An 11,753-nucleotide genomic window follows, 5' to 3' on the forward strand; every position below is an offset into this window, starting at 1 on the left:
TCAGCGCACCACGTTCTTCGGGCACAGCAGCCTCGGCTGCCGGTCGCCCTTGAGCTTCGCGCTCACACATCCCGCGGGCACATCGTGCGATGCGGTGGTTCCGAAGTTGGCGGTGACGCTCAGCGTGCCGTCACCGAAGACGGTGCGCTGCACGGCGCGGTCGGCGGTCAGCCAGCGGAACGACGTCAGCCGCTGGGTGCCCGCCTTCTCGTGCAGCGGGGCGAAGTACTTCTGCAGAGCGGCCAGTTCGGGCCCGTCCTGCTTCAGGGTCGGCCCGTCGAGGACGTAGTTCAGCGGGACGTTGTAGAGCATGGCCAGCATCGCGCGGGTCTGCTTCTGCTGCGGCAGCTTGCCGAAGGACAGCTCCCAGCGCTCGACGTTGACCAGTGAGCCGTGCAGGGCGGTCTCGTACAGCGGGATGCGGTACTTAGGGTCGTACATCTCCCGGGCGAGGTCCGCGGGCAGGTCGACCGGCTTGAAGAAGGTCTTCGGCGCCTTCTCCGGGGCGTATCCGCCCCACACCTCCTTGTTGCGCTCCAGCGGCCACAGACCGTTGCCCACAGGGGTCGCCGACCCGTGGTTGAAGGCGACGACCTGGTTGGCCCACGCTCCGGCCGACTCGGAGCCGAGGACGAGCCCGCCGTCCTGCAGGCGCTTCATCCGGGCGAGGCGGTGGGCCCGGTCCTGGGCCTTGGTCATCTTGTGCTGCGGGCTGTGGTCCCGGAAGAGGTCTCCGGCCGCGTCGACGTCGAGGAAGTAGCTGTCGGCGCCGTTGGTCACCATCCGGCGCGTGCGCTCGGCGAGGTAGTGCTCGGCCGACTCGGACTGCTCGAACGCCTGTGAGCTGAGGTAGCAGCCCCGGTTGCCGAATCCGGTCTCCGGCTTGCCCTTCGCGTCGATCACGCAGTAGTCGGGGTAGACACGGCCGGGCCACGCCGAGCTCGGCGAGTCGGCGGTGGCGGGGTCCTGCCCGTTGGCGAAGGAGTCGTACGGGCCGACGAGGTAGCCGTTCTTCTTGGCGGCGGCGACGGCCTGGGCGCTCATCGGATCGGTTCCGGCGTCGTAGCCGAGCCACATCCGGCTCACGCCCAGCTTGTGCAGCTCCTCCATGCCCTGCGGCGTCCGCGCATCACCCCACAGATAGGCGTGGAAGGCGCCGAGCAGCTTGCCGTCGGCCGGGTTGGCCCTGATCTTGTCGCGGAGACTGCCGAGGCGGCCGTGCTCGGAGAGCCAGTCGCGGTAGTCGACGGCGGGGGCGACGGGGTTCCCGTCGGTGAGGGCGAAGGTGACGGTGTACGAGCGGGTGTCCTCGCCGCCGTCGAAGGTGTGGGTGGCCGTGCCGCGCAGCCCGCCCCGGTCGGAGGCGAACCCCAGCGAGGTGCCGATGTCGGTGGGGACGAGATAGCTCGCGCCGCGCCTGCCGTACGTATATCCCCACATCGGCATGGTGAGCGCGCCGGTGCCCATGTCCATCGGCTCACCGGTGAGTCCGCGCTCGGGCGCGCTCCAGAACGCGTCGCGCACGGGGATGTTGAGGCCCTCGCCACGCGGGAGCTGGAGGTCGGTGGCGGACGCGTCGGTACCGGTGACCGGCCACCGCACCTCCCCGTCGCGCCCCGCGGCGATGCTCACCCGCAGCCGCCCGCGCTCCGCGACGGCCGTGACCGTCAACTCCTTCGCGGGGTACGTCCAGCGGGCTCCCCCTCGGATCTCGGTGACCGGGCCCGGCCGGCCGAGGTCGGTCGCGGCCGCGGCGGACAGCTCCAGCTCTCCCCCGGACGCCGGGCGCGCCCGTACGGCGAGTGACGCGGTGTCGATGACGGCGGTGCCGCCCCGGACGGGAACGGCGACCTTGCCGTCCCCGGTACCGGTGGCGGACACCTCCGCGCCGGCCGCCGTGGTACATCCGGCGAGCGCGGCGAGGGCGAGGGTGACGGCGAGCCCGTGGGCGGCGGCGCGGCCCCGGGTCCGGCTGTGGGTCGAGGAAGTTGATCTCATGCGTCGTGAATAGTCGTGCACCATAAGAGGGTTCTAAGAGCTCCGGTACAACGTGCAAGGCAACGGGGAGTGTCCATGGGTGCTGCGAGGGTCGCGATCGTGACGAGCGCCGCCGGTATCGAGTACGACGTGGACCTCCCCCTGATCGTCGACGCGCTGCGTGCCGACGGCCTGGCCGCGGAGCCGGTGGCCTGGGACGCGGACGCCGTGGAGTGGAGCGGATTCGATCGGGCGGTGATCCGGTCGACCTGGGGCTACGCGGCACGGCTCGACGAGTTCCTCGCGTGGGCCGACAAGGCGGGGCGCGCCACCCGGCTGTGGAATCCGCTGCCGGTGGTGCGCTGGAACAGCGACAAACGCTATCTGCCGGAACTGGCCAGGCGCGGCGTCGCCGTCGTGCCGACGCGTGTCATCGACCCGGGCGGGCGGTGCGAGGAAGCCGACTTCGATCTGCCCACCGGCGCGGTGGTCAAGCCCGCGGTGTCCGCCGGCGCCCGGGACACCGCACGGTACGAGCCCGGGCGGCACGCGGATGCCGTACGCCACGCCCGGATGCTCCTCGACCAGGGCCGCAGCGCGATGGTCCAGCCCTACCTCCCGCTGGTGGAGGAGGGTGAACGCGCGCTGGTCTTCCTCTCCACCGGCGAGGACGGGCTGACGTTCAGTCACGCCATCCGCAAGCAGCCCGTGCTGACCGAGCCCAATGTGATCGACAACTTCAGGGACGCGCACCCGGGCGTGGCTCCCCACGAACCGACCGGGGCGGAGATCCGTACCGCGCTCGACGCGCTCGCGGCGGTTCCGTCACCCGACGCCCTGCTGTTCGCGCGGGTGGACCTCGCGCTGGACGACAGCAGGGCGCCGGTGGTGATGGAGCTGGAGCTCATCGAGCCGAATCTGTTCCTTCAGAGCGATCCGCGCGCACTGGAGCGGTTCGCGTCCGCCGTGGCCGCCATGGGCTAGGGCCTAGGGAAGGGTGACGTCGACGCTGACCGGCAGGTGGTCGGAGGCGTCGCTGTCGATGACCTCCGCCTGCCGGGCGGCGAGGCCAGACGAGGTGAGGACGTAGTCGATGCGCTTGTGCGGGTTGCGTGCGTCGAAGGTGTAGCCCGCCCCCTCCCCCGCCGCGCGCCACGCGTCGCCGAGGTGCCTGGTCAGTACGCCGACCTCGCGGGCGCCCGGAGTGGCGTTGAGGTCGCTCACCAGCACGGTGGGACGGCTGGAGTCCTCGATGACGCTGTCGATCGCGTCGGCCTGGGCGAGCCGCTCGGTCTGCGAGGTGTGTTCCAGGTGGGTGGTCAAGATGCGCACGGCCGTGCCGTCCACGTTGATGTCCGCCTCCAGCAGGCCGCGTCGCTCGCCCGAACGCGGGCGGGGCAGCCGGGTGTTGTGGGCCTTGATGACGGGGAAGCGCGACAGGATCGCCGTCCCGTACTGGCGCCGGGGCGCCCCGGACCGCGGCGGGTCGAGGCTGAGGTTGGCGCCGTAGGCCACGTGCATGCCGAGGCGTTCGGCGAGCCAGCCCGCCTGGTCCACGAAGTTGCTGCGCGCGTCGTAGTGCCGGTCGACCTCCTGGAGGCCGACGACATCGGCGCCGCTGTCCTTCACCACGCGGGCCACCCGGTCGAGGGAGAGGGCGTCGTCGGTGCCCGCGCCGTGGTGGATGTTGTAGGTCAGCACGGTCAGGGTCTGAGGTGCGGCCGCCGCCGAGGACGTCGGTGCGGCGGTCATCGGGATGAGCATCAGGACGAGAGCCAGTGCGGACCTGGCGCACACACGGATCACTGAACACCTCTGTCTTCTTCGAAGGTTTACGGAGGTCGTCGGACGGCGCTGCGCACAACTCGGAACATGCCGACGCGCCCTGACGGCGTGGGTGCTGCTCGGTGCCGTCGGGCGACGCGGACATGGATACGGACACGGACGGGGACTTGGGGTCGGACTCGGGTCTTGCTGTCTAACTCCCCACTTACCGAGCAAAGTTGACAAAAATCATCCGATTGGATGGAAGTTCGTCCTGCGGGGTGCGCCCCCGCTTCGAGCGGCACCTGCGCGGCTTGCGCCTGCCGACCGGGCCGGCACCGCGATACTGCGCCCATGCGCATCCTGATCGCGACGGCCGGGTCGCTCGGTGACGTGGCGCCGTACACCGGCCTCGGCGTACGCCTCCAGCAGGCGGGCCACGATGTGGCGATCGCCACGCACGAGGGTTTCGAGCAGGTGGTGCGAAGGGCCGGGCTCGGCTTCCGTCCGCTGCCGGCCGACCCCCGCGCGGTACTCGCGTCCGAGGACGGGCAGCGGCTGCTGGACGCACGGACGGGGGCGCGAACGGTCGTGGAGCTCGTACGCCTCGGACGCTCACTGATGCCCGCGCTCGCCGCGGCCCTGCTGGACGCGGCGGCGCGGGGCACCGATCTGGTCCTTTTCCGCGGCTACCACCGCCCCGGTGGCCCGGGTCGCGGCGGAGGCCCTCGACGTACCCAGCATGGGCGTGTTCCTGCAACCGCTCGCGCCCACCGGCGACTTCCCGCCCGTGGCCACGGGAGCGCGCTCGATGGGCCGGTACGGCAACCGCGTCGGCGGCGCGGCCGTCCAGCTCGCCACCGACCGCGCCTTCGCGCCCGCCGCCCGCGCCCTGCGCAAGGAGCTGGGGCTTGCCGCCCGCGGCCCGGCGGCCCAGCGACGGCTCGACGCCCGCACCAAGTGGCCCGTGCTGCACGGGTTCTCCCCCACCGTGGTCCCGCGCCCGGCGGACTGGCGGCCGGGGCTCGACGTATCGGGCTACTGGTGGCCGCACCCGCAGCCCGGCTGGCGGCCGGACGCACGGCTCACCGACTTCCTGAGCAACGGTCCGCCGCCGGTGTTCGTGGGGTTCGGCAGCCTGGTCGTCGCCGACTCGGAGCGGCTCGGGGCGCTGACACGTGACGCCCTGCGGCAAGCGGGAGTCAGGGGCGTGGTCCAGGCGGGCTGGACGGGGTTGTCGGTCAGCGACGACGACGTGCTCACGGTGGGCGAGGTACCCCACCACTGGCTGTTCCCGCGGATGGCGGCGGTGGTCCACCACGCGGGCGCCGGAAGCACGGCCGCCGGGCTGCGGGCGGGGGTGCCGGCTGTGCCGGTGCCCGCGCAACTGGACGCGGGGTTCTGGTCGTCACGGCTGACCGCGCTGGGCGTCAGCCCCGGTCCCGTACCCCTGCGCTCGCTCAGCGCCCACCGGCTGGCGGCGGCGCTGCGGGAGGCCGTCGCACAACCGGCCTTCCGGGACCGGGCCCGGGCGCTCGCTGCCCGTATCCACGCCGAGGACGGCGCCGCGGCCGTGGTGGCGGCCGTGGGGCGGCTGGCGGGGGCGAAACGATAAGCGGTAAAAGATAGGGAAAGGGCCGCTTTCGCCTCTCCCGGGAACACCCTCACGGGTCTCCGGTGGACCGCACGACGCCCGGGCGTCCATTCCCCGCGGGGAACGGGCGCCCGGGCTTTCGCGGTTCAGGAGCTCAGCAGGTCCGGAAGCTTCAGAGACTTCAGAACGTGAGGTTCCAGCTGTCGATGCGGCCGGTGTCCCCGTTGGCGTTGTCGTTCACCCGGAGCTTCCAGGTGCCGTTGGCCACCCGCGCGGAGGCGTCGACGGTGTACGTCTGGTGGATGTCGTCCGCGCTGCCGCCGGCGTGGTTGTGCAGGGTGTACACGGTGCCGTCGGGGGCGACGAGGTCGACCTTCAGGTCACCGATGTAGGTGTGCACGATGTTCACACCCACCTTGAGCGCGGCCGGGGCGTTGCCGGTCACGCCGGTGACCGTCAGCGGGCTCTCCACGGTGGTGTTGTCGTTGACGGCGACATCGGCCGTGTTCTCGAAGTACTTGCCCGGCGGGACGGTGGCGCCGACCGCCTTGAGCGCGTCCACCTGGCCCTCGCCGAAGAACGCGTTCCTGGCGGTGGTGCCGGTGCACCGGCTGTCCGACGGGCAGGCGACGTCGTTGGCCTGGACGGCCAGCTTGTCGCGCAGCTGCGCCGGGGTGATGCCCGGGTTGGCGCTCGCCAGGAGCGCGGCCACACCCACGACGTGCGGCGAGGCCATCGACGTACCGCTCTTGGTGCCGTACTTGCCGCCCGGCAGGGTGGAGTACACACCGTTGGAGCCGTCGCCGCCCGGGGCCGCGACGTCGATGACGCCGTTGCCGAAGTTGGAGTACGACGCCTTCACATTGCCGCTGCCCATCGCCGAGACCGTGACGACGCCCGGCAGTTCGGTCGGGATGTCGAGGCAGGCGTTGGTGATGCGGCGGGTGGTCGGCGTAGAGTCGTTGGGGCTCTCGCTGTCGGTCGTCTTGTTCGCCAGGTCGTAGTTGGAGTTGCCTGCGGCGGCGACCTGGAGGGAGCCCTTGCCCTCGGCGTACTCCTGGGCGCGGCGCACGCCCTCGATGATGGCGGCCTGGTCGACGTTGTCCGGGCAGTTGAACTGCCACGGGTCGGTGTAGTAGCTGTTGTTGGTGACCTTGAAGCCGTGGTCACCAGCCCACACCAGTCCGCAGACGGTGTTCTCGGCGTAGAAGAGCGTCGAGGTCGGCTCGGCGAGGCGGACCGAGGCGATCTTCACGCCCGGTGCGACGCCGACGACGCCCTTGCCGTTCTTGGCGGCGGCGATCGTGCCCGCGACGTGCGTGCCGTGGCTGTCCACGTCCCGCCAGGCGCCGGTGCGGGTGTCCGGCTTGCCGTAGGCGCAGGAGACCGAGTCGGCGGCGTCGAAGTTGGGCGCGATGTCCTGGTGCTGGTCGTCCACGCCGGTGTCGAGGATGCCCACCTTCACGGAGGCGGATCCGGTGGAGACGGCCCAGGCCTGGTCGGCCTTGATCTGGCTCATGTCCCAGCGGACCGGCTCGCCGGCGGGGGTGGTCGACTGCGCGGGGTTGGCCGGCAGCGCCGGGTTGTAGGCGTCGGCCGGGACGTCCGAGGTGCGCGTGGCACCGACCTGCTGGACCCCGCTGACGCCCCGCATGGTGGTGGCGAAGGTTCCGGAGGCGGAGTGGGCGACGATGACGCCGATCGCGTCGAAGTACGAGAAGACCGTGCCGCCGTTGGCGGTGACGGCCGAGCGCACCGCCGAGGTGTCACCGGGTGCGGTGATGACAAGGTAGGCACGGGTGCCGGCGACCCAGGCCGCGCTCCGGGCCGTGACCGGCGCGGCCGCGTGGGCCGGGGCGGCGGCAGCCGGGGCGACGGGCTGGGTGCTCGCGAGGGCGGGAGCCGCGAAGGTCAGCGCGGCTCCGAGGGCGGCGGCGCCGACCAGGAAACGTCTGGGGCGTCTGGATATGGGGGGTATCAATGCGTCCTCCGATGACCCGACAGGTACGGGTGGCACCTGCCGGGTCGTACGAAACGAGTGGTGGACGCAAGATGTCAGATGATCACCCGGGGAGGGAAGTACCTTTCACCGTACGGGCGTTCCGGCGGGGCGGCCGAAACGTGCCGGAAACGTGATCGTCGTCGATACGTACGTCGGGTGAGCAGGGCAGACGGTCAGAGCGCGTGCCCGGTCGTCGCGTCGACGTGGGCGGGCACCTCGTCGTGGCGGTCGCCCACCGAGAGGGTCCCACTGGGCTCGAACAGGAGGATCGAGGCACCGGACGGCGAGGACGGTTTGTGCTCGATGCCGCGCGGGACGGTGAAGACCGAGCCGGTGGCCAGGGTCACGGTCCGCTCGCCGCCGGCCTCCCGCAGGGAAATGTCCAACTCCCCGTCGAGCACCAGGAAGAACTCGTCGGTGTGGTCGTGGACGTGCCAGACGTGCTCGCCCCCGACCTTGGCCACGCGTACGTCGTAGTCGTTGACGCGGGTGACGATGCGGGGGCTCCACAGGGTGTCGAAGGAGGCCAGGGCCTGGTGCAGGGCGATGGGTTCGTTGCTCATGACCTCATCCTCGGCCGTGGTGCTCCGCCCCCGCGAGTGCTAGAAATCGCATATGCCGCAAGATTCCTCGCACGGGGCCCGCGCGTCTCACACCCCTCGGGTCGTCGTGATCGTCGACGAGAACTCCAACCCCTTCGAGCTGGCCTGTGTCACCGAGGTGTTCGGCCTGCGCAGGCCCGAACTCGGCCGTGACCTCTACGACTTCACCCTGTGCGCCCCCGAGCCGTACACCCTGATGCGGGACGGGTTCTTCACGCTCACGGGCGTCGCCGCACTGGACGCGGCCGACACCGCGGACACCCTGATCGTGCCCAACCGGCCGGACACCGACGTGCCCCGGCGCCCCGCGGTCCTCGACGCCGTACGACGTGCGCACGCGCGCGGCGCACGCCTGGTGGGGATGTGCAGCGGTGCCTTCACCCTGGCCGAGGCCGGGGTGCTCGACGGGCGCCGCGCCACCGCGCACTGGCAGTGGGCCGACTCGTTCCGGGCCCGCTTCCCCTCGGTCGATCTGCGGCCGGACGTGCTGTTCGTGGACGACGGCGACATCCTCACCTCCGCCGGCAGCGCCGCCGCCCTCGACCTCGGACTGCACCTGGTCCGCCGCGACCACGGCGCAGAGGTGGCCAACTCGGTGAGCCGAAGGCTTGTCTTCGCCGCCCACCGGGACGGCGGGCAGCGGCAGTTCGTGGAGCGGCCCGTACCCGACACCCCGGACGAGTCGCTGGCGCCGGTGCTCGCCTGGGTCCAGGAGCGGCTCGGCGAACCCCTCACCGTGGCCGACATCGCCACCCGCGCGGCCGTCAGCCCCGCCACCCTGCACCGCCGCTTCCGTGTCCAGCTCGGCACCACGCCGCTGGCCTGGCTCACCGGCGAGCGGGTCGCCCTGGCCTGCCGCCTCATCGAACGCGGTGAACCGCGGCTCGACGTGGTCGCCCGCCGCAGCGGCCTGGGCACCGCCTCCAACCTGCGCGCCCGGCTGCGCCGCGAGACGGGCCTGAGCCCCTCGGCGTACCGGCGGCGCTTCGGCCCGGAACCGACGCTCGCACCACGGTGACCGCGAGCGGGACGGGGCCGCCGGAGGCGGGGAGGTGGAGGCGGGGCGCCGCAGGCCGGGGGCCGCGGCCGCGAGGCGAACGCGCGGCTCAGACCGCCGGCCGCTTCGCCGTCACGATCACCACCGTGGCGAGGGCGGCCACCGTGCCGCCCAGAGCCATGACCACCGACGGGGTGGCGTGGTCCACGACCGCGCCACCGGCCAGCGCCCCGAGGGAGATCGTCGCCTGGAACGACGCCGTGAAGAGCACCGCCGCGGCCTCCGGCGCGTGCGGCGCAGCCCGGGCGAACCACACCTGCGCCGAGACCGGTACGGCTCCGTAGCCGATCCCCCAGACGACCAGCAGCGCCACGGCCCCGGCCGGTGAACCCCCGAGCACCGGCAGCAGCAGTGTCGCACCGGCCATCATCGCGGTGGCGGCGCCGAACGCGGCGCGCGGGCGCGAGGTCACCAGGCTGCCGCCCAGGAAGTTGCCCGCGATTCCCGCGGCCCCGTACAGGAGCAGCAGGCCGGTGACCGCACCCTGGCCGACGTCGGTGACGTCCTCCAGGAACGGTGTGACGTAGGTGTACGCGCCGAAGTGCGCCAGGACTGTCAGGAAGGTGATGAGCAGGGTCCGGCGGACGGCGCCGTGGTGCAGCAGGGAGCGGAGCGCTGCCGGGCGTACGGCCCGGACCGGCGGCAGGGGCGGGACCACGAAGAGCAGCGCGGCGAACACCGCCACCGACATGACGCCCATGACGACGAAGGCGGTACGCCATCCGGCGTGGTCCCCGATGAAGGTGCCCACCGGCACGCCGAGGACGGAGCCCAGCGGAACGGCCGCGAATATCACGGCGGTCGCCCGCCCCACCGACTCGGCCCGCACCAGGCGTTCGGCGAGGCCGGCCGCGATCGACCAGAAGCCGCCGACGGTGACGCCGACCAGGACCCGTGAGGCGAGCACCAGCCAGTAGACCGGTGCGGCGGCGGCCAGGAAGTCCGCCACGGCGAGCAGGAGGACGAGCGAGCACAGCATCACGCGGCGGTCGATCCGCGCCGTGGTCAGGGTGACGACCGGCGCGGCGACGGCGGCGAGGATGCCGGGGGTGGTCATCATCAGCCCGGCCGTGCCGTCCGATACGCCGAAGTCGGCCCCGATCGGCGTCAGCAGGCCGATCGGCAGGATCTCGGTGGTGACGATCGCGAAGATGCCCGCCATCACCGACAGCACCGCGAGCCACCCGGCGAGGGGTGGCCGCCGTGCGGCCGGGTCCGTCGAGGTCGAGAGGGTGGTGGCTGTCGTCATGTGGAGGTGGTCCCGTCCCGTAGCTGGTGTACGTCGTTCACCGACGCCACAGTCCAGCAGCCGCCCCGGGCTCGGGTCCGGCGACTTTGCGACGACAAGGTCGGGGTGGCCGCGGCGGCCAACGGTGTGCGGGGCGGGGATCGGGCGCATACGGAGTAGCCGCCCGCGCATGTGCGCCGCCACCGGGCGCGTCTGACGGATAGTGGGGGCGCCCCCGAAGGCCCGGAGGCGATCCGCATGTGCTGCGTCACACGCCGTGCGTCAGAGGAGCGGTCATGGTCCGTCGTCCCCCGATCCACCAGCAGCGGCCGGAGCCGCTCGGACGCCGTGCGCTGCTCCTGGGCACGGCCGCCTGGTGCACCTGCGCCGTGGGCTGCTCGGACGGTGCGAAGACACCGAAGGCCACCGGCTCTCCGGCGGGTTCCGGGACACGGAAACCAATCACCTCGGCTCCAACTCCCGTACGCAGTGCGGGAACAGGGGCGTCCCTGCCCTCGCCCATCCCCTGGCGGCCGGGTCCCAGCGAGGTCACCCCCGCGGCCAAGACCGCCGCCGTCCGCCTCGTCGAAGCGCTCGGGACCTGGCGGGCCGGACAGGGTGATGTACGCGGGGCGGCGGCCCGGACCGCCGCACTCGGCATCCCCGCCGCGTCGGCCGCGAAACTCGCCGCCGAGGCCGGGCCGTTGACGCCTTCGGCGGACGAGGCGGTGGTCCACGTGATCGACGCCCAGTACGGCGGGATCCTGTCCGACTCCGCGAGCGTGCTGGTCGTGTGCGAACAGAGCACACGGACCGGCGGGGCCGTCCGCAGCGGTGGAACCACCGTCGACGTGCGGCTCAGCCGCACCTCCTCGGGCTGGCAGGTCACCTCGCTGCACCCCGCGAACCCGGGCCCCGCGGGGCCCCTCGGCGCGTCGGCGAAGGCGGTGCTCGCCCAGCCCAGGATCGAGCTGCCGCCCGCCTCGGCCGCCGACGTGCGCAGCGGGAAGGTGCACGAGAGCGTGCTGCGGGCGATGCTGCGGCTCGCGAGCGACTACCGGATGTCGGTGAGCGTCGTCCGCTCGGGGCACCCGCTCGACGTGTTCGGCACCGACCGCCCCAGCGACCATCCGCCCGGGCGGGCCTTCGACATCTGGCGCATCGACGGGCACCCGGTGGTCGACCCGGCGACCTCACGCGGGCTGATCACCGGTTTCATGCGCGCCGCGGCCGCGACGGGCTCGTACAACGTCGGCGGCCCGGTCCAGTTGTCGGGCGGCGCGACCGCGAACCAGTTCTTCTCCGACGCCACCCACCACGACCACGTACACATCGGGTTCAGGGCCTGAGCCCCCAGTGCCCCACGGGCTCAGTACCCCGCAGCGGCCCGGTCCGAGGGGACCGGGGGGGGGGGGGGGGGGGGGGGTGGGGGGGGGGGGGGGGAGGGGGGGGGAAGGGGGGGCGGGGGGGGGGGGTGGGGGTTGTTACGAGAAGCCACACCCCAAAGGGGATGGGAGTGTGATGCAACA

The 11,753-nt window shown here is 72.4% G+C and carries 9 protein-coding genes and 1 pseudogene; 5 read left to right on the top strand and 5 right to left on the bottom strand.

The window, feature by feature from the left end; all coding sequences use genetic code 11:
* Positions 1-1,998: a glycoside hydrolase gene (locus tag ACZ499_RS26955; protein ID WP_468678672.1), complete on the bottom strand. Its 1,998-nt coding sequence runs from the start codon at positions 1,996-1,998 to the stop codon at positions 1-3.
* Positions 1,999-2,073: 75 nt separating this feature from the next.
* Between ACZ499_RS26955 and ACZ499_RS26960 the strand changes: the two genes are divergently transcribed.
* The gene (locus ACZ499_RS26960; protein ID WP_468678673.1) at positions 2,074-2,961 is read left to right on the top strand and encodes an ATP-grasp domain-containing protein; all 888 of its coding nucleotides are present in this window, start codon (positions 2,074-2,076) and stop codon (positions 2,959-2,961) included.
* Between the two features lie 3 nt (positions 2,962-2,964).
* Here the strand turns inward: ACZ499_RS26960 and ACZ499_RS26965 are convergent, their stop codons facing one another.
* Complete coding sequence (locus tag ACZ499_RS26965; RefSeq protein WP_468678675.1) at positions 2,965-3,774, bottom strand: endonuclease/exonuclease/phosphatase family protein; 810 nt, start codon at positions 3,772-3,774, stop codon at positions 2,965-2,967.
* Positions 3,775-4,095: 321 nt separating this feature from the next.
* On the opposite strand from ACZ499_RS26965, the pseudogene ACZ499_RS26970 reads away from it, so the two are divergent.
* Positions 4,096-4,209: pseudogene (locus ACZ499_RS26970) on the top strand (glycosyltransferase); the annotation flags it as partial.
* Between the two features lie 235 nt (positions 4,210-4,444).
* Positions 4,445-5,356 carry a glycosyltransferase gene (locus ACZ499_RS26975; protein WP_468678677.1) on the top strand — a complete coding sequence of 304 codons (912 nt, stop codon included), beginning with the start codon at positions 4,445-4,447 and terminating at the stop codon, positions 5,354-5,356.
* A gap of 160 nt (positions 5,357-5,516) precedes the next feature.
* Here ACZ499_RS26975 and ACZ499_RS26980 read toward each other — a convergent pair whose 3' ends face one another.
* On the bottom strand, positions 5,517-7,316 hold the full coding sequence (locus tag ACZ499_RS26980) for a S8 family peptidase (RefSeq protein WP_468678679.1): 1,800 nt from the start codon (positions 7,314-7,316) through the stop codon (positions 5,517-5,519).
* A 194-nt stretch (positions 7,317-7,510) separates the two neighbouring features.
* Positions 7,511-7,900, bottom strand: coding sequence for a cupin domain-containing protein (locus tag ACZ499_RS26985; RefSeq protein ID WP_468678681.1), 390 nt, complete (start codon positions 7,898-7,900; stop codon positions 7,511-7,513).
* 52 nt (positions 7,901-7,952) lie between these two features.
* Here ACZ499_RS26985 and ACZ499_RS26990 point away from each other — a divergent pair, with 52 nt between their 5' ends.
* The gene (locus ACZ499_RS26990) at positions 7,953-8,957 is read left to right on the top strand and encodes a helix-turn-helix domain-containing protein (protein WP_468678683.1); all 1,005 of its coding nucleotides are present in this window, start codon (positions 7,953-7,955) and stop codon (positions 8,955-8,957) included.
* A gap of 88 nt (positions 8,958-9,045) precedes the next feature.
* Here the strand turns inward: ACZ499_RS26990 and ACZ499_RS26995 are convergent, their stop codons facing one another.
* Entirely contained in the window at positions 9,046-10,245 is a 1,200-nt protein-coding gene (locus tag ACZ499_RS26995) for an MFS transporter (protein WP_468678684.1), read from the bottom strand.
* Between the two features lie 275 nt (positions 10,246-10,520).
* Here ACZ499_RS26995 and ACZ499_RS27000 point away from each other — a divergent pair, with 275 nt between their 5' ends.
* Positions 10,521-11,573, top strand: coding sequence for a hypothetical protein (locus ACZ499_RS27000; protein ID WP_468678686.1), 1,053 nt, complete (start codon positions 10,521-10,523; stop codon positions 11,571-11,573).
* Positions 11,574-11,753: the final 180 nt, after the last annotated feature.

The sequence above is a fragment of the Streptomyces sp. NPDC031265 genome (assembly GCF_055570295.1).